General features: G+C 63.0%; 23 protein-coding genes. 12 read left to right on the top strand and 11 right to left on the bottom strand.

Going from position 1 to position 20,831, the window contains the following annotated elements:
- Window positions 1–28: 28 nt before the first annotated feature.
- Window positions 29–2,431: an ATP-binding cassette domain-containing protein gene (locus CORTU0001_RS04990; protein ID WP_034668215.1), complete on the bottom strand. Its 2,403-nt coding sequence runs from the start codon at window positions 2,429–2,431 to the stop codon at window positions 29–31.
- Window positions 2,432–2,780: 349 nt separating this feature from the next.
- Here CORTU0001_RS04990 and CORTU0001_RS04985 point away from each other — a divergent pair, with 349 nt between their 5' ends.
- Entirely contained in the window at window positions 2,781–3,551 is a 771-nt protein-coding gene (locus CORTU0001_RS04985; RefSeq protein WP_232619485.1) for a hypothetical protein, read from the top strand.
- Window positions 3,552–3,554: 3 nt separating this feature from the next.
- On the opposite strand, the gene CORTU0001_RS04980 is transcribed toward CORTU0001_RS04985, so the two are convergent.
- Entirely contained in the window at window positions 3,555–4,580 is a 1,026-nt protein-coding gene (locus CORTU0001_RS04980; protein WP_005327932.1) for an o-succinylbenzoate synthase, read from the bottom strand.
- A 75-nt stretch (window positions 4,581–4,655) separates the two neighbouring features.
- Between CORTU0001_RS04980 and CORTU0001_RS04975 the strand changes: the two genes are divergently transcribed.
- The 9 genes from CORTU0001_RS04975 to menE all read left to right on the top strand — a co-directional run bounded on the left by CORTU0001_RS04975 (window position 4,656) and on the right by menE (window position 11,700).
- Window positions 4,656–5,117, top strand: a complete 462-nt coding sequence (locus tag CORTU0001_RS04975) for a DIP1984 family protein (RefSeq protein ID WP_005322951.1) — start codon at window positions 4,656–4,658, stop codon at window positions 5,115–5,117.
- 293 nt (window positions 5,118–5,410) lie between these two features.
- Window positions 5,411–6,379: a 1,4-dihydroxy-2-naphthoyl-CoA synthase gene (locus CORTU0001_RS04970; protein ID WP_034668262.1), complete on the top strand. Its 969-nt coding sequence runs from the start codon at window positions 5,411–5,413 to the stop codon at window positions 6,377–6,379.
- 15 nt (window positions 6,380–6,394) lie between these two features.
- Complete coding sequence (locus tag CORTU0001_RS11800) at window positions 6,395–6,544, top strand: hypothetical protein (protein WP_005322953.1); 150 nt, start codon at window positions 6,395–6,397, stop codon at window positions 6,542–6,544.
- Between the two features lie 91 nt (window positions 6,545–6,635).
- On the top strand, window positions 6,636–6,824 hold the full coding sequence (locus CORTU0001_RS04965) for a hypothetical protein (RefSeq protein ID WP_005322954.1): 189 nt from the start codon (window positions 6,636–6,638) through the stop codon (window positions 6,822–6,824).
- 169 nt (window positions 6,825–6,993) lie between these two features.
- Window positions 6,994–8,160 carry a metal ABC transporter substrate-binding protein gene (locus CORTU0001_RS04960; protein ID WP_005322956.1) on the top strand — a complete coding sequence of 389 codons (1,167 nt, stop codon included), beginning with the start codon at window positions 6,994–6,996 and terminating at the stop codon, window positions 8,158–8,160.
- Between the two features lie 6 nt (window positions 8,161–8,166).
- Entirely contained in the window at window positions 8,167–8,853 is a 687-nt protein-coding gene (locus CORTU0001_RS04955; RefSeq protein WP_005322958.1) for a metal ABC transporter ATP-binding protein, read from the top strand.
- Entirely contained in the window at window positions 8,853–9,683 is an 831-nt protein-coding gene (locus tag CORTU0001_RS04950; RefSeq protein WP_005327929.1) for a metal ABC transporter permease, read from the top strand. Before CORTU0001_RS04955 ends, CORTU0001_RS04950 begins: the two co-directional genes overlap by 1 nt.
- Window positions 9,683–10,510 (top strand): metal ABC transporter permease, encoded by an 828-nt coding sequence (locus CORTU0001_RS04945; protein ID WP_005322960.1) that lies wholly within the window; start codon window positions 9,683–9,685, stop codon window positions 10,508–10,510. Before CORTU0001_RS04950 ends, CORTU0001_RS04945 begins: the two co-directional genes overlap by 1 nt.
- A gap of 56 nt (window positions 10,511–10,566) precedes the next feature.
- Window positions 10,567–11,700, top strand: coding sequence for an o-succinylbenzoate--CoA ligase (gene menE, locus CORTU0001_RS04940; protein WP_005322961.1), 1,134 nt, complete (start codon window positions 10,567–10,569; stop codon window positions 11,698–11,700).
- On the opposite strand, the gene CORTU0001_RS04935 is transcribed toward menE, so the two are convergent.
- Entirely contained in the window at window positions 11,701–12,372 is a 672-nt protein-coding gene (locus tag CORTU0001_RS04935; RefSeq protein ID WP_034656208.1) for a metal-dependent transcriptional regulator, read from the bottom strand.
- 214 nt (window positions 12,373–12,586) lie between these two features.
- Between CORTU0001_RS04935 and CORTU0001_RS04930 the strand changes: the two genes are divergently transcribed.
- The gene (locus tag CORTU0001_RS04930) at window positions 12,587–13,477 is read left to right on the top strand and encodes a 1,4-dihydroxy-2-naphthoate polyprenyltransferase (RefSeq protein ID WP_005327927.1); all 891 of its coding nucleotides are present in this window, start codon (window positions 12,587–12,589) and stop codon (window positions 13,475–13,477) included.
- On the opposite strand, the gene CORTU0001_RS04925 is transcribed toward CORTU0001_RS04930, so the two are convergent.
- Window positions 13,474–13,800, bottom strand: coding sequence for a DUF4229 domain-containing protein (locus tag CORTU0001_RS04925; RefSeq protein WP_005327925.1), 327 nt, complete (start codon window positions 13,798–13,800; stop codon window positions 13,474–13,476). The genes CORTU0001_RS04930 and CORTU0001_RS04925 overlap by 4 nt on opposite strands.
- Window positions 13,801–13,838: 38 nt before the next feature.
- Here CORTU0001_RS04925 and CORTU0001_RS04920 point away from each other — a divergent pair, with 38 nt between their 5' ends.
- Window positions 13,839–14,084, top strand: coding sequence for a hypothetical protein (locus tag CORTU0001_RS04920; protein WP_005327924.1), 246 nt, complete (start codon window positions 13,839–13,841; stop codon window positions 14,082–14,084).
- On the opposite strand, the gene CORTU0001_RS04915 is transcribed toward CORTU0001_RS04920, so the two are convergent.
- From CORTU0001_RS04915 to hemL, 7 genes are all read right to left on the bottom strand, one after another.
- A complete protein-coding gene (locus CORTU0001_RS04915) occupies window positions 14,081–14,341 on the bottom strand; it encodes a helix-turn-helix domain-containing protein (protein WP_005327923.1) in 261 nt (86 codons plus the stop codon). The genes CORTU0001_RS04920 and CORTU0001_RS04915 overlap by 4 nt on opposite strands.
- A complete protein-coding gene (gene ccsB, locus CORTU0001_RS04910; protein ID WP_005327922.1) occupies window positions 14,342–15,361 on the bottom strand; it encodes a c-type cytochrome biogenesis protein CcsB in 1,020 nt (339 codons plus the stop codon).
- A gap of 94 nt (window positions 15,362–15,455) precedes the next feature.
- Entirely contained in the window at window positions 15,456–17,087 is a 1,632-nt protein-coding gene (locus CORTU0001_RS04905) for a cytochrome c biogenesis protein ResB (RefSeq protein ID WP_005327921.1), read from the bottom strand.
- A 7-nt stretch (window positions 17,088–17,094) separates the two neighbouring features.
- Complete coding sequence (locus CORTU0001_RS04900) at window positions 17,095–17,898, bottom strand: cytochrome c biogenesis CcdA family protein (RefSeq protein ID WP_005327920.1); 804 nt, start codon at window positions 17,896–17,898, stop codon at window positions 17,095–17,097.
- A complete protein-coding gene (locus CORTU0001_RS04895) occupies window positions 17,899–18,510 on the bottom strand; it encodes a TlpA disulfide reductase family protein (RefSeq protein WP_005327919.1) in 612 nt (203 codons plus the stop codon). It abuts the gene before it with no gap.
- Complete coding sequence (locus CORTU0001_RS04890; protein ID WP_005327918.1) at window positions 18,510–19,118, bottom strand: histidine phosphatase family protein; 609 nt, start codon at window positions 19,116–19,118, stop codon at window positions 18,510–18,512. Before CORTU0001_RS04890 ends, CORTU0001_RS04895 begins: the two co-directional genes overlap by 1 nt.
- A 22-nt stretch (window positions 19,119–19,140) precedes the next feature.
- The gene (gene hemL, locus CORTU0001_RS04885) at window positions 19,141–20,451 is read right to left on the bottom strand and encodes a glutamate-1-semialdehyde 2,1-aminomutase (RefSeq protein WP_034668211.1); all 1,311 of its coding nucleotides are present in this window, start codon (window positions 20,449–20,451) and stop codon (window positions 19,141–19,143) included.
- Window positions 20,452–20,831 lie beyond the last annotated feature (380 nt).

Raw genomic sequence — 20,831 nt, 5'->3', positions numbered from 1 at the left:
AGCTAACGGGGAAGCCGCGGCTCGCCGCTTAGTGCGCTTGGCGTGCGCTCAAGGCACGGCCGGTGGCGGTATCCTCTGCGGCGACCTGCGCCGGGGTGGCATCCGCGATGATGCGGCCGCCGTCTTCGCCAGCGCCCGGGCCCATCTCGATGATGCGGTCCGCATTCGCCATGACCGATAGATCATGCTCGACGACGATTACCGTATGGCCCGCATCCGCCAGCTTGTGCAGCTCGGTATTGAGCAGGTCGATATCGGCTGGGTGCAGGCCCGTGGTGGGCTCGTCCAGCAGGTAGACCGTATGGCCGCGACGCGAGTTGCGGGAGCGCTGCAGCTCCGTGGCCAGCTTAATGCGCTGGGCCTCGCCGCCGGACAGCTCCGGCGCGCCCTGGCCCAAGCGGAGGTAGCCCAGGCCGACGGCCTGCAGCGTAGCAATGGCGCGGTAAATCTTTTCTTCCTCGGCGAAGACCTCCGCGGCCTCATCCACGGTGAGCTCCAAGATGTCCGCGATGGTGCGGCCCTGCCAGGTCACCTCGAGGGTCTCGTCGTTGAAGCGGGCGCCGCCGCACTCCGGGCAGGTGGTGTACGAGCCCGGCAAGAAGACCAGCTCCACCTCGATCTTGCCTGCGCCGCCGCAGGTGGGGCACTGGCCTTGCTTTACGTTGTAAGAAAAGCGCGAGACCGTCCACTTGCGCTGTTTGGCCTCATCGGTGGAGGCGAATAGCTTGCGGACGTTATCGAAAAGCCCAGTGTAGGTTGCCAGCGTGGAGCGCGGGGTACGGCCGATGGGCTTCTGGGTAATCTGCACGACGCGCTTTACTCGGTCAAAGCCCTCCGTGCTCTCTACGGACCAGCCCTTGTCCTCGGTCTCTTCCTCATCGGAAACGGCCGTGGCGGACTGTCGCAGCAGGCCAGCCAGCACCGTGCTGACCAGGGTGGATTTACCCGAACCGGAGACACCGGCGACCGCCGTGAATTGGCCCAAGCCAAAATCCACATCCAGGTTGTCGATGCTGCGTGCGTTGATGCCGCGGAGGGCGAGGTGGGAGGAGGGGGTGCGGGGGTCGTCGGAAAGCGTGAGCGTGCGGTGAGCCAGCGCATTGGCGGTAGGGGTGTCCGCGTCATAGTCTTCGACCGGGCCCGAATAGACCACGTTGCCGCCGCGCTCGCCGGCCAGCGGGCCGACGTCAACGAGCCAATCCGCTTGCGCGACCAAATCCATGTCATGCTCCACCAAGAGCACGGAGTTGCCGGCCGCGATGAAACGGCGACACATATCCATGACCGCGTCGCGCTCATCGGGGTGCAGGCCGGCCGAGGGCTCGTCGAGCACGTACGCCACGCCAAAGAGGCCGGAGCGCAGCTGCGCCGCCAACCGGATGCGCTGCATCTCGCCGCCGGACAGGCTTTGCGTCGGCCGATCCAGGCTTAGGTGCGCCAAGCCGAGCTCGAGCGCCGAGGTCAACGCAGGCAGAATCTGCCGCAGGAGCAAATCCTCGGCCGAATTCTCCTCCGGGTTCTGCTTGCTGAGCACCTCATGCACCCTATCCAGCGGCAGCGCGCCCAGCTCATCAATCGGCATGCCCGCATAGGTGACCTTCAGCGCGGCCGGGTTGAGGCGGCGGCCGCCACAGGTCTCGCACTCGCGCGATTCCATATAGGACAGGGTGCGCTTGCGCAGCGTATCCGATTGGGTCTCCGCCAGCGTCTTATTGAGGTAGCTGGCCACCGAGCGCCACGTGCCCTCATAGTTGCGCTGAATCTGATCTTTTCCGCGCAAGGGCTTGACCGTGACTACGGGGCGCTCTTCCGTGAAGAGGATCCAGTCGCGGTCTTCTTGCGGCAGCTCTTGCCAGGGCGAATCCAGGTCATAGCCCAAGTTCATCAAAATGTCGTGGAAGTTCTTGCCGGCCCAGGCGCCCGGCCAGGCTTGGATGGCTCCTTCCTCGATGGAGAGGGTGGGATCCGGGACCATCGAGTCCTCGGTCGGCTCATGCACCACGCCTGTGCCGTGGCACTGCGGACACATTCCCTCCGGGGTATTGGGCGAGAAGGAATCGGAGTATAGGCCCTCCGGGTTATCCCCGGCGCGCGAATAAAGCAGGCGCACGCTATTGGAGAGCGCGGACACCGTGCCCACCGTAGAGCGCGCTCCGCCGCCGGAGGTCGATTGCTGCAGTGCGACCGTCGGCGGTAGGCCCTCTACCTGGCTGACCTGTGGGTCGACGGCCGAGCTAATGAGGCGGCGTGCGAAGGGTGCTACCGATTCAAGGTAGCGGCGTTGGCCTTCGCCGTGAATCGTACCGAACGCCAGCGAAGATTTGCCCGAACCAGACACACCTGTGACCGCGACGAGCTTGCCGCGGGGCATATCGACGTCGACATTGCGCAGATTGTGCAGGTGAGCATCGCGGACCTTGATAGTAGACATGTCCTCCAGCGTACTCACAGGTGGCAGGTTGGGCAGTCTCAAGCCTGACAGCAGTTTTTTAACGGTTCTCTCTAGCGGTTCACCGGCTTTCAACGATTTCGTCCACCCATATGGCGAAAACCGTCGACGGTTTAGGTGTTCTAGATGGACGAAATCGTTGAAACTAGGAAGGTGGAACCTTTCCGGAAGATTTCCAGTCCAATGAGTCATGTGGACGAGAAATGAATTACTAGATTTAGGCCTTACTGACTATCAAATCCGCAGCAGGATTAGTGGGGGAACACTTTTGCGCTTGCGGCGCAACTGTTATATCGCTGCAGAGGCGAGCGCGAAAGATAAAGTAGCCGCGGTGGCGCAACTTTATCCGGATGCGGTGTTTTCGGGGACGGCGGCGCTCGCGGCCTATGGCTTATGCGAGGTGCGGCTGCCGGCGGTGATCCGGGTGGATAAAAACTGCCGGATTCGAGCGGATGATGTGGTGTATACGGTGAGGTCGCGGCCGGTGCCGGCGAATCGGATAAAGGGTGTAAGGATGGCGTTGCCGGCACAGGCGGTAGCAGATGCATTGAGCTTCGAGCGCTGCAGCGAGTGGCTGCTGAAAGAAGCGCTGGCGCAGGCGTATCGCGGGCTCAACGGAAGGGGGAGGTTCGCGGCCGATTTAGAGCTGGTGATCAGTAAGAAAAGGGACGCGGTGCGCGAGTTGGCGGAGCAGGCGCCGGTGGGGACGGCGTCGAAATGGGAGCAGCGGATGTACCACGAGATGCGGCGGGTGGGGCTCAAGCCGGTGCCAAATTTCCGGCTTGGGCCGTATACCTGGGATTTAGGCTTCGAAGCGGGGACGACGGTGGTGGACTTGGACTCGCTTTATTATCACGCGCCGGAGAATAATCACCGGGAATTCCTCATCGGGACGTGGAAGACCAATCACGCGGTGCAGCACGGATGGGCGCCGCTGAAGTTTACGGATGAGTGCACCGACTACCACCTCAAACTAGTGGTGGAGACGGTACAAGAAACGGTGGCGCATCGGCGCAGCGTGCGCGGGCTAAAGAGCAGTCCTCAAAAGGTGCGGCGGGCGCTGGTGACTCCGGCGTGGCGGTTCCACCAAAGCTTGCTCTAGAGCCTAGTCAGTCAGGTACGGCCAGCAGGCACGGAGGCGGTCGAACCACCAATCGCGGCGGTCGGCGGGGGCGGCGAGTGCAGCGAGTCGGTCTGGGTCGGGGGCGAGGATATCGGCGGGAAGGTGGCCATCGACAAGCGGGCGCGGCGCGGTGACGTCTTCTGCAAAGAGGGAGCCGGTGGCAAGTCCAGCAGCGGCCGGGGTGACATCGATGTCCTCATCGTCGTAGATGCGCGGGAGAGCGGCGACGGCCGCCAGTCCCATATTGATACCGATGGAGGTGTCGAGCGCGGAGGCCACCGTGATGTCCATATGGCGTTGACGCAAGTGCTGGGCCACCTCGAGGACGCGGCGCACGCCGCCGAGCGGGGCGGGCTTGACCACGGCGACATCCGCTGCCTGCAACTCGGCGACGCGATACGGGTCCGCGGCCTTACGAATAGATTCATCGGCGGCCACGCGTACGAAGAGGCCGGCGCGCATAAGGCGGCCGCGCACCTGGGCAAGCTCCTCAGTGGTGGTGCAGGGCTGTTCCATATAGTCCAGCGGCATCATCATCTGCGCGGCCTCGACCGCCTCATCGACGCTCCAGCCGCCATTGGCGTCCACGCGAAGGATGGGGATATCGCCGCGTTGGGTGATGGTGTCGCGGACGGCGCGGACGCGAGCGGCGTCGTCGGCAAGCGTGTGGCCCTTTTCTGCCACCTTGATTTTGAAGGTGCGGCAGCCGGGGTAGCGCTCCACCACGGCCGGAACCTCGCTGGCAGGTACGGCCGGGATGGTGGCGTTGACCTCGATGGAATCGCGCACCGGCTCCGGAAATCCCTCGTAGGCGGCCTCGAGCCCGGCGCGCAGCCACGCGGCGGACTCGGCCGGGCCGTATTCCAGGAAGGGCGCGAACTCGCCCCAGCCGGCCGGGCCCTCGATGAGCAGGGCCTCCCTAGTGGTAATGCCGCGGAAACGCACGGCGAGCGGGAGGGAGACTACGTGGGCGCGGTCGAGGACGTCATCGATATGCATGGCCTTCATGGTAGCGCCCGCCGGCCATTGACCCCTCCCCCGCTCTGCGCTATTTTGGGAACCCATACCAATAAAGGAGGAATTATGCTGCTAGCTGAGGCATTGGCGGAGCGCGCCCAGGCACAGGAGCGCCTCAATAGCCTGCACGAGCGGTTGCTCACCGTGGCCCGCGTGCAGGAGGGCGATACCCCGGATGAGGATCCGCAGGAGCTGCTGCGCGAGCTCGATGGCGTGGCCGGGCGCATCGATGAGCTGGTGCAGGCCATTAATGCGACGAATATCGCCACCGCCTTTGATGAGAAGAGGAACTTGATGGAAGCCCTCGCGCTTCGCGACGGCCTCTTGCGCAAGCGCCGCATCTACCACGACCTGGCGCAGCGGGCGGGCACCCGCTCGGACCGCTATTCCCGCACCGAGATTAAGTTTGTCTCCACCATCCCGGTGGCGGATCTGCGCAAGCGTGTCGATGATTTGTCTAAGCAGTATCGCGAGCTGGATACCCGCATCCAGCAACTGAACTGGAATACCGAACTGAAAAACGGATAGTCATATCGCGCGCTGCTTAAAGCGCGCGATGGTAGCCCACACACCTGCAGCGAGCAGGCCCCCACCCTGGAGGGGAAAATCCTGGGACTCTGGCCCCCTTTAGCGCTTTAAGGGGCGGGGAGTTCGAGTCTCCCCATGGCATGGAGTACCGCGCTGGTATGGCGTACACGGGTATTATGCGGGGCAACAACCTCGCAGTATCGCGTATTGATTATTACCGGCCTGCTGGGCAGTGTGTGTGGGTGAGGGTTGGGAATGGGGACTATTCTTCTTTTGCCACTAAGCTGGCCATCATGAGCGAGCAGAAAAAATACAGCACCGATAATCCGTTCCGCCCGGAATTGTGGCATGCCGTAGAAGGTTTTGAGGACCTGACGGATATCACCTATCACCGGCTCAACGGCGAGGGCCGCAAGAACGGCATCGTGCGCATCGCCTTCGACCGCCCGGAGGTGCGCAATGCGTTTCGCCCGCATACCGTAGACGAGCTCTACCGCGCCCTCGACCACGCCCGCCGCACGCCGGATGTGGGAACGATTTTGCTCACCGGCAATGGTCCTTCCGACAAGGATGGCGGCTGGGCTTTTTGTTCGGGCGGCGACCAGCGCATTCGCGGCCGCTCCGGGTACCGCTACGCCACCGAGCACGCCCATGATGACGCCACCGCGGATGAATCCACCGTGGACACCGCCCGCGAGAAGGTGGAAGGCGGCCGCCTACATATCCTCGAGGTCCAACGCCTTATCCGCACCATGCCCAAGGTGGTTATCGCCGTGGTCAATGGTTGGGCGGCCGGCGGCGGACACTCGCTGCACGTGGTCTGCGATATGACGGTCGCCTCCCGCCAGGAGGCGCGCTTCAAGCAGACGGACGCGGACGTGGGTTCCTTCGATGCCGGCTATGGTTCGGCCTACCTAGCTAAGATGGTGGGCCAGAAATTCGCCCGCGAGATCTTCTTCTTGGGTCGCACCTATGATGCCCAGCGGATGTATGAGATGGGCGCGGTCAATGAGGTTGTCGATCACGCCGACTTGGAAGACGCCGCAATCCAGATGGGCCGCGAAATCAACGGCAAGTCCCCAACAGCCCAGCGCATGCTGAAGTTCGCTTTCAACCTGACCGATGACGGCCTCATGGGCCAGCAGGTCTTCGCCGGCGAGGCGACCCGCCTGGCGTACATGACCGACGAGGCCGTCGAGGGCAAAGAAGCATTCCTCGAAAAGCGCGACCCGCAGTGGGAGCAGTTCCCGTATTACTACTAGCCAGGAGTTAGCACGATGTGGATTTTCGCCATCGGCTTGGCCACACTTGCACTGGCGGGCGTCATCGTCTCGCGAGTGTGGATGCTCAAGCGTATCAAGGATGCGCAGGACAGCGGGGAGCGTCCCTTCGATCAGGAGGACACCCCGCGCAATCCATACATGTAGCGGAGTAAATGGCGTGGGACGCCCTCGGACCGGAGTGAGACATCTCAAGCAATTGTGGACATGCCCATAGTTAATACTTAAAGTGTCGAACATGAAACTCTGCAACTCATTCGTCATGCTCGCAGCACGCGTCGCCCTGGGCGTAATTCTCATCGCCCAGGGCTGGCAAAAGTTCTCCGAATGGACCGTCGCCGTCGCGGGCCTGATGCTCGCCGCCGGCCCCGGCATACGCTCCCTGGATCAGCTCCCCTTCAGCAAAAAGGCAAAAGTAGCCAAATAAGGCCACCGCTTCCTAGCCTCTCACTTCACTCATTGAAGTGAGAGGCATTTTTAAATTTTGGCAGCTTAAGGAAGAGATAGGACCACCTAAGTTCATTACGTTGAACAATCTAGTTCAAGGGTGCTAGTGTTTGTTGAGTTCACTTCTCCTAATACAAAGGAAGTTCATTATGAACTCAAATCACAGCACCCCACGCCGGCCCCTACAGCGCATTCTCGCAGGCACCTGCGCCCTCGCACTCGGCGCCAGCCTCGCCGCTTGCAGCGCCTCGAAGGAATCCATCGACGCTGCAAAGCCGAAGGACGGCGACACCGTCAAGGCCGTGGCCACGACTACCCAGATCTGCGACTACCTCACCCAGGTAGCCGCCGGCGGCCTCAAGCTCCACAAGGTCGACTCCCAGGGTGCGGAGACCAACTCCGGCGAGGGCCCAGTGACCCTCGACCTCACCTGTTTGCTCGCCCCCAACGCCAGCGCCCACGAGCACGAGATGACCCCGCAGCAGATGCAGGCGCTCTCCCAGGCCGACTACATGTTCGTCAACGGAGTCGACCTCGAGCACTTCCTCGACCAAGCCGTGGACTCCTCCGGCTTCCACGGCGTCATGGCCGTGACCTCGGGCGTCAAGAGCGAAGGTATGGGCGATGGCAACGGCAAGTACACCATCGACGAGGGCATCGAGCACGTGAGCCCGCGCCCGTGGCCTTTCCCGGGGGAGGACGGCGAGGCCCCAGAATTCAAGTACGACCCGCACGTGTGGACCTCCCCGAAGCAGGCCAAGATTCAGGTCGACAACATCGTCAACACGTTGTCCCAGGCCTCCCCGCAGGCCAAGGACGCCTTCACCGCCGCCGGCAAGAAGTACACCGACCAGTTGGAGGACCTCGACAAGTGGGCCAGCGATTCCATGTCTGCAGTTCCTGAGCAAGACCGCGTGCTCTTCTCTTCCCACGACGCCTTCGGCTACTTCTCAAACGCATACGGCGTGAAGTTCATCGGCTCCGCACTGTCTGACTTCAACAACCAGCAGGACGCCACCTCGCGCCACATCGACGAGCAGGCAAAGCAGATCCGCGAGTCCGGTGCCAAGGCCATCTTTGCGGAGAATTCCAACAGCTCGAAGTCCATCGAGGCCATCGCCCGCGCCGCAGGCGTCAAGGCGGTTACATCCGACGACGCTTTGTACGGCGACTCGCTAGGTGTGCCAGGCAGTGAGGGCGAGACCTACATCGGATCCATCGTCCACAACATCAACACCCTGGTCAGCGCCTGGGACTCCGAACAGCAACCGTTGCCGGAATCGCTGCAGGCATTCGACGTCGCCAAGCGCAAGTAGCTCTATATGTCTTCCCCATTAATCACTCTGCGCAATGCCACCTGCGGCTATGGCGCCCGGGATATCCTCACCGACGTTGATCTTGAGATCCGCGCGAGCGAGGCCGTGGCGCTCCTGGGGGCCAACGGCGCGGGCAAGTCTACGCTGCTCAAGGCAATCACTGGCCTGGCTGCCTTGCGCGGCATGGCCACCATCGACGCCTCGCTCGGCTACGTCCCGCAGTACCAAGACTCCGACCTGAGTTTTCCCGTCACGGCTTACAAGGTCGTGGAAATGGGCCTTTTGCCATCAGTGAGCTGGTGGCATAGGTGCACGAGCATGCGTAGCTATCGCGGCCATGTACTCAATGCCCTGCGACAAGTGGGGATGGAGCACCTCGCCGAGACGCGGTTTGGCCAGCTCTCGGGAGGGCAGCGCCAGCGCGTGCTCATCGCGCGCGCGTTGGTTTCGGCCCCGGAGCTGGTGCTTCTCGACGAACCCTTCAACGGGCTTGATCAAGAAAGCCGCCGAATCCTGATTCAGATCATTGCGGATCTCAAGGAAGCAGGAATCGCCCTGCTCGTCTCCACTCACGACCCCATCTTGGCGCAGCACACCTGCGACTGGGCGGCGTTTGTGCTCGACGGCAAGGTCCACACCATGGGAACCGAGGAAGCAGTGGAAACCTATATGGAGCAAGGTGCGCGACTGTAATGGAGCAGATTCTCTTCGCCCCGTACCTGCGCAATGCCTTCCTCTTCCTGCTGTGCCTATCGATTGTGGGGGCTGCCATTAGCGTCCTCGTTAATCTCCGCCGCATGGAATTTACGGTGGAAGCCCTCGTGCACTCGGTTTTTCCAGGCATCGTGGTAGGGCTCATCGTGGGCGGCATCCCGGGCATCGTGCCGGGTGCGGCCGCGGTGGCCACGGTGACGGTGCTGGTGCTGGCTTCTCTGGGTTCTGGGCGGCGCCAGTCAGCGCGGAAGCTGGATATAGAAGCCGGAACGGCCGTGGTGCTGACCTTCATGTACGGCATCGGCGTGGTCATCAGTTTGGCCTATGGCGACAAGTCCGGGCAGCTGGAGGCGCTCATGTTTGGCCGGCTTCTCGACGTCACGCAGTCCAGGCTGGCAACCTCCGTCACGCTCTGCGTGATTGCGGCACTGCTCATCCTGACAACCTGGCGCATGCAGATTCTCGTCGCTTTCGATACAGCAGCGGCCCGCGCCATGGGCGTCAACGTGGCGGCTTATGAGCTCATTGCGAATGTCGCGGTTGGCCTAATCGTGGTGGCGGCTAGCTCGGCAGTGGGTGTGTTGCTGGTTATCGGTTTTATTGTCATTCCAGGCCTCTCGGCGCGCTTGATCGCAGGATCCCCGCGCAGCATGTGCTTCTGGGCTGCGGGCTTGTCCACGCTGGCAGTGGTGGTGGGATTTGCCATCATGCTGTCCCAAACCGCGCACCAGATTTCGCCGCAGGCAATCGTCAGCTTGATGCTGGTTGTCACCGTGCCGCTAGCGGGCTTGAAGGGGGTAATTAGCTAATGGGACTGTCTCATCTTGATCCAGAGATCCTGCGGATGCCCCTCCTTGAGGCCATTGCTGTGGGATGTTTATCTGGCTTGGTTGGAACCTTGATGGTCATGGGCAAGCGCGTCTTTTTCGCCGAGAGCCTGTCGCACGGAATCTTCCCCGGCGCGGTGCTCGGCGTAGTGGTGGCCAACCTTCTGAGCTTGGATCTCTCCACGGGTTTGATGGTGGGCGCGGCACTGTTCTGCCTACCTTTGGCCTGGCTTATGCGGTGGTTGAGTACCGTCGAGGGCATTTCTTCGACCGCTGCCGCCGGCGTGACGCTCACCCTGGGGTTTTCCCTGGGCATCTTGTTGCTGCGCTGGTTCCAACCGCTACCTATCCACGTGGATAGCTTTCTCGTGGGCTCGCTGACCACTGTCAATGCGCAGGATGTCTGGTTTGTCAGCGCCCTGGTGGTGGTCAGCCTTGGCGTGCTGGTAGCATTTCGCCGGACGTTGGTCTCCTTCTACTTCGACCAGACGTCCTTCCGCGCACAAGGTGGAAATCCCGGCTGCTATGACTTGCTTACCCTCACGCTTATCAGCGTGACCATGGTGGTGGTGATTCCCGCGGTGGGCACTATCTTGTCCCTGGCGCTGCTGGTAGCCCCGGCGGCGGCGTTGCAGCCGTGGATCAAGCGCCCGACCCAGCTCATGCTCGGTGCCGGTATCGCGGGCATTGCGCTGGCATGCGGCGGGCTCTGGCTGGCGGCCGCACTCAGTTTGTCGGCGGGCGGCTGCATCGCGGTGCTGGCGGGTGTGTTCTATTTGCTCAGCATGGGGCTGCGGGCCTTGCTCTAAACGCCCGGCGCGCCGCCTCCCGGGACGAGCGATATGCCCGGGTAACCTGATTATTCGTGACTCATATCCTCGCCCCACTCCCAGTCGATCCCCGCAATCCCGCAGGAATTTTGGATGACCTCGAGAAGGCCATCGCTGGGCAGACCACGCTCTTACCCCTTCCCGCAGCGGACCGCACGCGGACGGAATTGCTGCGCAACCACATGCGCGCGGGCGAATCGATTGCTGAGGACATTGCTTTGGTGGTGTCCACCTCGGGTTCCACGGGCACACCGAAGGGTGCGCAGCTAAGCCCGCTTAACCTGGTGGCGAGTGCGGATGCCACCCATTCTTTCCTGGGTGGCCCCGGCCAATGGCTACTGGCCATGCCCGCCCACCACATCGCGGGCATCCAGGTGCTCGTGCGTTCGTTGGTGGCGGGTGTGGAGCCACTGTGCCTCGACCTGTCCCAAGGCTTTAACATCACCGAGTTCGCCCGCGCAGCAGAAGAACTCGCCCACACCGAGGACCGCATGTACACCGCGCTCACACCGATGCAGCTGCACAAGGCACTCGATTCGCTGGACGGCATCCAAGCACTGCGCCGTTTCAACTCCATCCTGGTAGGTGGAGCAGCGCCACATCCCCAGCTATTGGAATCTGCGCGCAAGCTCGACATCACCGTGGTAACCACCTATGGCTCCTCGGAGACTGCGGGCGGTTGCGTCTACAACGGCACTCCCCTGCCCGGCACCGAGGTGCGCATCGGGGAAGATAACCGCATTTTCCTGGGCGGGCCGACCATTGCGCAGGGCTACCGCAATGTGGAATCGCGCGACTTCGTCGGTGGCTGGTTCGCAACTTCCGACGCCGGGGAGCTCGACGCCCACGGTCAACTCACCGTCACTGGACGTCTGGACAGCATCATCAACTCGGGCGGGTTGAAGTTGCACCCAGAACAACTGGAACAGCTCTTGTTGCAGGTACCGGGCGTCGACAGTGTATGCGTGGTGGGCATCCCTGATCCACGTCTTGGCCAGATGATCGCCGCAGCTTACACCGGCTGGGCCTCGCGCACCGACATCCTCGAAGCGCTCGATGACCTGCCTCGGTGGCAGATTCCGCGCGAGATTATCCGCATTGCTGAGATGCCGCTGACCGGCCCCGGCAAGGTGGACCGTCGTGGTGTCGCAGGGCTCTTTAAGAACTGATTAGACTTCGTTAGCGCGCACCGTCACGTCGGCGGCCGCGACTTCCGCAAGAGAGAACTCCTCGTCCCCTGCGTGCAGGTTGAGCAGGCCCGCAACGCGGGAATCGACTACGACCTCGACGCCCAGGCCGACGCCATGGCTGTCGAGGTAGCGCAACAGCTCGGTGTCTCCGTCGCATACCCGCTCGATGGTGACAGGGGTGTGAAGGGGGACGTCGTCAAGCGTGAGCGTGCCAAGGTCCTCGATGCTGCCCTGCGCGTCGGGGATGGGATCGCCGTGGGGATCGCGCTGAGGATGGCCCAGGTGCTGATCGAGTCGATCGATGAAGCGATCGGAGCATGCATGCTCGAGGAGATCGGCATCCTCGTGAACCTCGTCCCAGGTGTACCCCAGCTCTTTGACCAAGAAGGTCTCGAGGAGACGATGGCGGCGGACCATGCCCATGGACAGTGCCTGGCCCTCTGGGGTCAGCGAAACGCCAGCGTAGCGCTCATGTTCCACCAGCCCTTGGGCAACGAGACGCTTTACGGCTTCCGACGCCGTGGGCACCTTTTGGTTCAATCGCCCCGCCAGCTCCTTGAGCGCGATGGGCGCGCCGCCGGAGTGCTCGGAGAGGTCCCACAGGACTTTGAGGTAGTCCTGGGTACGTTCAGGGAGATCGCTTAAATGCATGACATTCATCGTAGTAAAGGCCTTGCCCCGCGAGCGATTCACATGATAACTTTAAGAAAGTTCAACGCATTGAACTTTTGTCACGGGTGTGGCCCACAGCCGTCCTTTCTTGGGTACGTACGACGCGCTTCCGCCATACCCGTGGCTTTTATATATCCGCCGTGTGCGTCCCTTGTGCACAGCATGCCCGCGGTGGCGTGGCACAATAACTGACATGTCACTTTCTGCCTATCCCGCAACTGCCAAAGACTGGCTCCAAGGCGCACGCCCGCACACGTGGGCTAATGCCTTCGCCCCAGTCATCGCTGGTACTGGTGCCGCAGCGGCTGCCGACGGCGCGCACTTCGGCCGCGCGCTTCTCGCCCTCGTGGTGGCGTGGGCGCTCATCATCGGTGTCAATTACGCCAACGATTACTCGGATGGCATCCGCGGCACCGACGACGACCGCACCGGTCCGCAGCGCCTCACCGGCGGCGGCCTGGCCCGCCCGCAGCACGTAAAGCTCGCCGCCTTTGCCGCCTTCGCCGTGGCCGGGCTCGCCGGCATCGCGCTGTCCTTGGCGGCACACGCGTGGTGGCTCATCCTCGTCGGCGCGCTGTGCATCGCCGGCGCCTGGTTTTATACCGGCGGCAAGAACCCATATGGCTATCGCGGGCTCGGCGAAGTCGCTGTCTTTATCTTCTTCGGCCTCGTCGCCGTGCTCGGTACTGAATTTACCCAGGCCGGACGCCTGTCATGGTCGGGCCTCGCGCTGGCCGTGGGCATCGGCGCGATGAGCTCCGGCGTCAACCTAGTCAACAATATCCGCGATATTCCCTCCGACGCTGAAACTGGCAAGATTACCCTCGCCGTGCGCCTTGGCAACGAGAAGGCGCGCCTGCTCTTTACGGTGCTGCTCCTGCTGCCTTTCTTGCTGACTATCGGCATTGCCTTTGGTAGCTGGCTCGCGCTCGCCGGATTGGTCTATTTCCCCTTCGCGCTGCGCGCCATCCGCACCGTCAACCGCGGCGCCCAAGGCCCAGAGCTTATTCCCGTGCTCGGCCTGACCGGCCGCGCGATGCTCCTGTGGGCCGTTATCGAGGCCGCCGCACTCATCCTCGTCTAGTCCTGCGCGGCGCGGCCTTCCAGCTCCGCCTGCACCCAGCGCTTGTGGGCCTTGCGCTGGGCGGAGTACTCGGCCAGCGTTTGGGTGGCCTCGATGCGCCACTTTTTAAAGATCAGCATCGATAGCGGCAGCGCCACGAAGAGCGCCAGCAGCGCCGCGACGAGCACCGGGATGGGAAAGTCGATGGCGATGGCCAAAATCTCGATCACCGCGGTCAATGCGATAAAAAGCACTACGCGGGCGAGCCCGTACTTCCACAGCGCCGCGCGCGAACGGCGGCGCAGTTCTGGGTCCGGCTTGGGTGGCTCAGGGTTATGCGTCATGGGGGTTGATTGTACGCGGTGCAGGTAGAATCGCACGCATGGGCCGAATCATCCTCCTCCTACTCTTTGTCCTCGCCGCCTACCTCGTCTGGAAGGCCTTCGGGCCCTCGACATGGAAAAAGCGCGAGGTGGAACAACCCCGCGCTATCAAAGGCCCCGATGATGACGAGGAATTCCTGTGGAACCTAGAAAAGGAACGCTTCAAACAGCGCCGCGCCCAGGAGGCAGAAGAAGAAAAACGCCGCCAGCGCCGCAAACGCGACGCCGACGGCGAGAAGGACTAGGCTTCCTTCGGCACGAACCGCATCTCTAGGCCTAAGGCCTCGGCCACGGCCGTGATCTTTTCCCACCGCACGCCCGCACCACCGTGTTCGATGGTGTGGAGGGTGGAGCGGGAGATACCGGCGGCGTCGGCAAGCTGCTGCTGCAAAATGCCCAACTCGCGGCGCCGCTCGGCAAATTGGGCGCCAAGGCCCAAAATCACGGCATTATCGCCGGCCGGCTTTCCCTGCTTATGGCGCGGGCTCGTATGCTCCGCCATCTAGTTCAGCCCCGCATAGGAGTGCAGGCCGGAGACGACCATATTGATAAAGAACAGGTTGAAGACCATCAGCGCCATCGCCATGACGTTGATCCACGGCGCCGCCTTGCGGAAGGACGGCGTCGCACGCGCATGCAGGTAAGCGGCGTACAGGATCCAGGTGGCAAAGGACACGGTCTCCTTCGGGTCCCAACCCCAGAATCGACCCCAGGCGGACTCGGCCCAGATGGCGCCCAGGATGATGCCCAAGCCCAAGGTCGGCAGGGTAATAACAGCCAAGCGGTAGGCCAGCTGATCAATCTTCGCGGCCGAAGGCAGCGGGCGGGCCACCGCACCGAAGAAGCCATGCTCGGCATGCTTCGGCTGCGCCATACGGAACAGCGTCAGCAGCGAGACAATGCCGGAGATAATACCGATGGACGCGCCCAAAGAAACCACGGTGACGTGGATGGGCAGCCAGTGCGACTGCAGCGCCGGCACCACCGGGGCGGACTCGGCATAGAGCTTGGTGGAACCATAAAACATCAGCGCGAGGGTCGGGGTAAGCAACCACGGCCACACGGTGCGCCATTCCTTGCGCTGCATGGCCATATTACCCACCAGCAGCACGCCGAAGCTCACCATCAGCACGTATTCATACAGGTTGCCAAACGGGAAGCGGCCGGTGGCCAAGCCGCGCAGCACAATCGCCGCGGCGTGCAGGGCAATGCCCACCCACATCAGCGCGCTGGTCATGCCGCCGAGCTTATCGGCCTTGCGCTCCTTTTCCTTCAGCTCATCGGCCGTGATTCCAGAAGAAGACTGGGCAACCTCGCCGGCATAGCTCTGCTTGTCGACGCCCCCAGCGCCCGCCCCCACCAAGACCTTCGCGGCCTCGGACTTCACGGCGCGGCGGCCCTCGATGATGCCCTGCATGCGGCCGTAGTAAAACAGCGACAAAAAGAGCGCGACGCAGTACACCACAAAGGCGGTCTGCACCGCGATATCCGAGAAATTAGACAGATTCTGATCGATCTGCATGAATGCTCCTAGCCTTCACACGTGCGGGGTAAGTGCTGATTACCTTACTCAGCGAAACGACCCAATCCAACTTTTGTTGGATCGGGCCGAGGCGCTAGTCATCGGTATAAAGTTCGTCTTCTTCGACCTCGTCTGGGTCCGGCAGCTCCAGCAGCGCGCGGTGCAGCTCGTGGAACTCCTCGGACCAGCCGGCGCGGTCGGTGCGGGCAAGCCCGCCCATCTCCACGTCGGTGCCGCCGGCCGCATTCGGCCGCAGGCGGATGTAGACGCGGCGGCGCTTAATCACCAGCGATCCCACCAGGGAAATGAGCATCACCAGCGCGGAGGCCAGCACCCACTTCTGGAAAGGATCATAAGAGACCTGGTAATTGGCGAACTCGCTGGCGCCGTCGAAGGTGATCTTCGTGCCATCGTCCAGGGTGACGTCCTCGCCCTGGTTGAGGTTCACGCGGTCAATCTTTTGCAGCTGGCCGGACTGCACCAGGTTCGGGTCCAGCGAGAAGAAGGACTGCGGGGTGCCGGTGTCCAGGCCGGCATCGCCGCGGTAGATATCGATGGCCATCGCCGGATCCTGCAGCCCGGGGTATGCGGACTGCAGCAGCTTGCCGTTCTCGCCGGCCCACTCGGCCGTGGGCGCAAACAGGCCCTGGATGGCGATCTGGTTCTGGCGGCGGTCATAGAGATCCGGGTGCATGCCTGCCGGTGGGTCGAAGCGCATCGCGCCGGAGGACAAGAAGAAGGTCGTGTCATTCGGCTGGAACTGAATGGTCTGGGTGCGCTTTTCGCCATTGGGCCATTCCACCGTGACCGTCGGCGCGTAGCCGTGGCCCTGCAAGTAGACGCGGTTGTGCGCCAGGCGCAGCGGGTGGTTGACCTTAAGCTCATAATCCTTCCACTCGGAGTCATCCTTGTAGATGTCCTCGCCCTCCGCGTAGGAAACGTTGGAGGTAAACATCTCCGCCTGGCCGTTGGGCAGGTATTCGGCCGCGAAGTCATGGGCGATGAGGCAGAAGGGGTGGAGACCGGTGCCGTCGAAAAGCGGGCCAGCGCGGAAGGAGTCAAAGTTGGACGTGGAGGTATTGCAGAACTCCGTGGACTGGTCCAGGGTCTGGCCACCGCCCTGCGAACCAGACTCGGTGACCACGATGACCTGGCCCTCGTAGTTGACCAAGCGGCCGGCAGCGACGGTAACCAAGATGGCCACCAGCGCCACGTGGAAGATCAGGTTGGCCAGCTCGCGGCCGTAGCCGCGCTCCGCGGAGAAGGTATGCACGCCGGCGCGGTCTTCTTCGGGGGAGTACTCGGCCACGCGCCACTTCTTTAGGCGCTTTGTGATTTCCGCGGACAGCTCTTCCTCGCTCTTATCCGAATGTCCCTCGGCCGCCAGCGGCAGCTTGTGGAGGTACTTCGGCGCGCGCGTCGGCGGGGTCTTCCATGCCTTGTAGTGATCCCACGAGCGCGGCAGGATGCAGCCCACCAGGGAAATGGCCAAGAGGATGAAGATGGCCTGGAACCAGACGGACGAAAAGACGTCGAAAAGCTGCAGCTTGTCATAGATCTTCGCCACGTTGCCGTTGGACTCGATGAAGTCCTGCACGTTCTGCTCGTTGAGGTCGCGCTGCGGCAGCAAGGAACCGGGAATCGCGGCCAGCGCCAGCAAGAAAAGCAGCGCCAGTGCCGTGCGCATGCTGGTCAGCCAATGCCAGGCTTTGCGGAAGTATTTCACGTCTCTCCTAAATCAGGGTTGCGCCAAAGTTGCCGGTCCACTGGCGGATGAGGCTAATAAACTCGCCCCACAGGCCGGTTACCAGGGCCAAGCCGACGAGGATCATGGCCACGCCGCCGATGACCTGGATGATATGCGAGTGCTTCCGGGCCCACGAAATCGAGCGCATCGCCCGTGCGGAGCCCAGCGCCACCAGCAGGAACGGCAGGCCCAAGCCCAGGCAATAAAAAATGATAAGCAGCACGCCGCGCGCGGCTGTCATGCCTTCGGTGCCGGCCGATACGGAAATGATGGCGGCCAGCGTTGGGCCCAAGCACGGCGTCCAGCCCAGCGCGAATATCCCGCCCAGCAGCGGCGCGCCCAGCCAGGTGGTCCAGCGCTTCGGTGCCATGCGGGTGTCTTTCTGCAGCGCCGGGATCGCGCCGAGAAAAACCACACCCATCAGGATGGTTACGCCGCCGCCTACCCGCATGAGCATTTCTTCATTGAGCCGCAGCGCGGAAATCGCACCGAATACCGAAACCGTCGCCAGCAGGAAAACCACGGTAAATCCTAGGATGAACAAGGCTGCGGCCAGTACCACGGCCCATTGCCTGCGCTTGCCGACGCCCACCCCCAACTCACCGTCAAACGTAACCTCGCCGCCCACCACGCCGGCCAGGTAGGAAATATAGCCGGGCACCAGTGGGACGACGCACGGGCTGGCGAAGCTCACCAGCCCCGCCACGGCGGCCGCGAACAGGCCCAGAATGAGTGGGCCGGAGGTCGCGGCCTCGGCAAAGGAGTTGCCGATGCTCGCTGCGTTGTCCATTTATTCCTTTTCTAATTTGTCCACTACGTCCATCACATCTTGGGCGGTGATGGACCGCAAAAAGACCGTAGCCGGGCGGTGCTGTTTATCCAAGACGATGGTGGTCGGGACCACGGAGGTGGGCACGCCGCCCAGGGCCGCCGCGGTCTTAAACGGCGGATCGTAGATGGAGGGATACTTCAGCCCGTTGTCTTCGAGGAAGTCATTGGACACCTGCGGGTTATAGTCGCGCACATTGATGCCCAAGACGGTGCCAATCTTCCGCTTCTGTAGCTCGGAGTGGACCTCTTGGAGGTCATCGGCCTCGGCGCGACACGGGGCGCACCACTGGCCCCAGGAGTTGAGCACGACGATTTCGCCGTCATAGTCCTCCAGGGAAATGGTCTTATCCCTATCGCGCACATCCTCGCCGGAGAACGTGCGCAGCGGCTTGCGCTCGGATTCCTCGTAGTTGATGACCTTTTCGCCGCCGGGCGTGATGAACTCGAAGTTGCCGCCGGTAGCCACCGCGTTTTGCGCGTTATCGGCATCCTGCGAGCAACCGGCAAGCGGCAGCGCGATGGCTGCCGCCGCCAGCACCGCGCCGACCGCGCGTCTACGTTGTAGTGCCATTAAATCTCCTGGGCCGGGGAGGAGTAGAAGATGTCGGTGACCTGGTTATCCTCAAAAAGTAGGGAGGTAACCGAGGCCAAGTCGCATTCGCGATTCCACGGCGCGTGCGGCAGGCGCTGGCCCAGCACGGTGCGCTGCACCATCACGATGGGCAGCTGGTGGCTGACCAAGATCGCCTCGTGGCCGGCCGCGGCGGTGCGGGCGCGCTCGATGGATCCAAGCATGCGCTCGGCAATTTGCTCGTAGGGCTCGCCCCACGAAGGCTCTAACGGGTTGACCAGCAGCGGCCAGCGGCGCGGATTCCACAGCGCGGAGCGCAGGCCCTTAGTGCGCAGGCCCTCGAAGCGGTTGCCGGACTCGATGAGCGTCTTATCGACGTCCACGTCTAGCCCCGTTACCTGCGCAATCGGCCGCGCGGTTTCCTGGGCGCGCTGCAGCGGCGAGGCCGCCAGGTAGGTCACATCATGGTCGCGGAAAGACTCCGCGGTGCGCGCCGCCATGGAATGCCCGCGCGAGGACAGGTGATAGCCCGGGATGCGCCCGTAGAGGATCTTCTCCGGGTTGTGGACCTCGCCGTGGCGCACGAGGTGAACGATGGTGCGTGTCATGTCTCTCCTTGGTGTGCGGGACTTAATGTGCGGGACGCGCGGCGGCCGCGGCCTGGGCGGCGGGCTTGAGGGCGGCTTCGATGAGTTCAAAGTCGGCGTCGGTAAGTGCATCCGAGACAAACCAGGTCTCGAATGGGCTTGGCGCGACGTAGATGCCGTTATCCAGCAGGGCGTGGAAGAACGGGGTGAAGCGGAAGGTCTCGGCCGCCTGCATATCGGCAAAGTTGCGGCCCTCGCCCTCGGCAAAGCGGATAGAGAACATCGAAGACGCCCGCTGGATGTGGTGCGCTACGCCCTCGGCCGACAGCGCGGAAGAAATCATGCCGGTCAGGCGGTCCGCGTTGGCCTGCAGGCGCTCGTAGAGCGATTCATCGGCCAGCTCCAAAGACTTCAGGCCGGAGGCCATGGCCACCGGATTACCGGACAGCGTGCCGGCCTGGTAGACCGGACCGTCCGGGGCGAGGTAGTCCATAACCTCGGCGCGGCCGCCGAAGGCAGCGGCCGGCAGGCCACCGGAGACGACCTTGCCGAAGGTCACCAGGTCCGCCGCCACGCCGTCGACGCCGTACCAGCCCTTATAGGAGGTGCGGAAGCCGGTCATGACCTCGTCGAGGATGAGGAGGGCGCCGTCGCTATGGGCGACGTCGGCAAGCGCGGCGTTGAAGCCTTCCTCTGGAGCCACGGTGCCCATGTTGCCGGCCGAGGCTTCCGCGATAATGCAGGCAATCTCGCCCGGGTGCTGCGCAAATGCCTCGCGCACGGCCTCGATATCGTTATAAGGAACGACGATGGTATCGGCCGCTGTCGCGCCCGTAACACCCGGGGAATCCGGCAGCGCAAAGGTCGCCACGCCGGAGCCGGCCGAGGCCAACAGCGCATCCACATGGCCGTGGTAGCAACCCTCGAACTTCAGCACCTTGGCGCGGCCGGTGTAGCCGCGGGCCAGGCGCACCGCAGACATGGTGGCCTCAGTGCCGGAGTTGACCATGCGCACCTTATCGGCCGCGGTGCGCGCGACGATGGCTTCCGCGAGCAAAGCCTCACCCTCGGTGGGCGAGCCAAAGCTCAAGCCGCCCGCAGCGGCCTGCTGCACGGCCTCCACAATCTCCGGGTGGGCATTGCCGTGAATCATCGGGCCATAGGAGCTGACCAGGTCAACGTACTCGTTGCCGTCGACGTCCCACAGGCGCGAGCCCGCACCGCGCTCAATCACGCGGGCCTGGCCGCCCACGGAGCCAAACGCGCGCACCGGCGAGTTCACCCCGCCCGGAATCACCTTGGAGGAACGCTCAAACCACTGTTGCGACTGGGAAGTATTAGGCATGTCTGACATTCTAGCGATTCGCGCGCTATACAAAAGTTGGAGTGCGCGATTCACAGTCAGCCGCTAAACTTCGGGGCGTTGCACTTTTCAATTCGGGGGGATTTTCAATGCAGCGCACTCTCATTTTCGCCATCCTGGCCGCTTTCTGCCTCGCCGGCTGCGCCCAGCCCGAGCCCGATCGGCCGCTGCCTACCTCGGTGGGCGCCACCCCGCTTGCCGACGCCCCCTCCTGGCAGCCCCCTCCCCGCCCGCTCGCCCCGCGCGACCTTCCTCGGGAGGACAAGCCGGCCGCTCCTTCGCCGCCGGCCGAGCAGCCTTCACCGTCGGACGCGTCGCCTGCTCCCGCGTCCAGACCTGATTCGCGTCCTGGCCCGGCTCCCGCGCCACAG

The sequence above is a fragment of the Corynebacterium tuberculostearicum SK141 genome (assembly GCF_000175635.1).
In the GTDB taxonomy this organism is placed as follows: Bacteria; Actinomycetota; Actinomycetes; order Mycobacteriales; family Mycobacteriaceae; genus Corynebacterium; species Corynebacterium tuberculostearicum_C.
The sequence above is the reverse complement of the archived record's forward strand: the minus strand, read 5'-3'. Positions and strand labels throughout refer to the sequence as shown.

Excerpts from the sequence above, each read along its gene's own strand:
- CORTU0001_RS04990 (WP_034668215.1), bottom strand. The coding sequence starts at position 2,431 with ATGTCTACTATCAAGGTCCGCGATGCTCACCTGCACAATCTGCGCAAT.
- CORTU0001_RS04980 (WP_005327932.1), bottom strand. The coding sequence starts at position 4,580 with ATGAAGGCCATGCATATCGATGACGTCCTCGACCGCGCCCACGTAGTC.
- CORTU0001_RS04975 (WP_005322951.1), top strand. The coding sequence starts at position 4,656 with ATGCTGCTAGCTGAGGCATTGGCGGAGCGCGCCCAGGCACAGGAGCGC.
- CORTU0001_RS04970 (WP_034668262.1), top strand. The coding sequence starts at position 5,411 with ATGAGCGAGCAGAAAAAATACAGCACCGATAATCCGTTCCGCCCGGAA.
- CORTU0001_RS11800 (WP_005322953.1), top strand. The coding sequence starts at position 6,395 with ATGTGGATTTTCGCCATCGGCTTGGCCACACTTGCACTGGCGGGCGTC.
- CORTU0001_RS04965 (WP_005322954.1), top strand. The coding sequence starts at position 6,636 with ATGAAACTCTGCAACTCATTCGTCATGCTCGCAGCACGCGTCGCCCTG.
- CORTU0001_RS04960 (WP_005322956.1), top strand. The coding sequence starts at position 6,994 with ATGAACTCAAATCACAGCACCCCACGCCGGCCCCTACAGCGCATTCTC.
- CORTU0001_RS04955 (WP_005322958.1), top strand. The coding sequence starts at position 8,167 with ATGTCTTCCCCATTAATCACTCTGCGCAATGCCACCTGCGGCTATGGC.
- CORTU0001_RS04950 (WP_005327929.1), top strand. The coding sequence starts at position 8,853 with ATGGAGCAGATTCTCTTCGCCCCGTACCTGCGCAATGCCTTCCTCTTC.
- CORTU0001_RS04945 (WP_005322960.1), top strand. The coding sequence starts at position 9,683 with ATGGGACTGTCTCATCTTGATCCAGAGATCCTGCGGATGCCCCTCCTT.
- CORTU0001_RS04935 (WP_034656208.1), bottom strand. The coding sequence starts at position 12,372 with ATGCATTTAAGCGATCTCCCTGAACGTACCCAGGACTACCTCAAAGTC.
- CORTU0001_RS04930 (WP_005327927.1), top strand. The coding sequence starts at position 12,587 with ATGTCACTTTCTGCCTATCCCGCAACTGCCAAAGACTGGCTCCAAGGC.
- CORTU0001_RS04925 (WP_005327925.1), bottom strand. The coding sequence starts at position 13,800 with ATGACGCATAACCCTGAGCCACCCAAGCCGGACCCAGAACTGCGCCGC.
- CORTU0001_RS04920 (WP_005327924.1), top strand. The coding sequence starts at position 13,839 with ATGGGCCGAATCATCCTCCTCCTACTCTTTGTCCTCGCCGCCTACCTC.
- CORTU0001_RS04915 (WP_005327923.1), bottom strand. The coding sequence starts at position 14,341 with ATGGCGGAGCATACGAGCCCGCGCCATAAGCAGGGAAAGCCGGCCGGC.
- ccsB (WP_005327922.1), bottom strand. The coding sequence starts at position 15,361 with ATGCAGATCGATCAGAATCTGTCTAATTTCTCGGATATCGCGGTGCAG.
- CORTU0001_RS04900 (WP_005327920.1), bottom strand. The coding sequence starts at position 17,898 with ATGGACAACGCAGCGAGCATCGGCAACTCCTTTGCCGAGGCCGCGACC.
- CORTU0001_RS04895 (WP_005327919.1), bottom strand. The coding sequence starts at position 18,510 with ATGGCACTACAACGTAGACGCGCGGTCGGCGCGGTGCTGGCGGCGGCA.
- CORTU0001_RS04890 (WP_005327918.1), bottom strand. The coding sequence starts at position 19,118 with ATGACACGCACCATCGTTCACCTCGTGCGCCACGGCGAGGTCCACAAC.
- hemL (WP_034668211.1), bottom strand. The coding sequence starts at position 20,451 with ATGTCAGACATGCCTAATACTTCCCAGTCGCAACAGTGGTTTGAGCGT.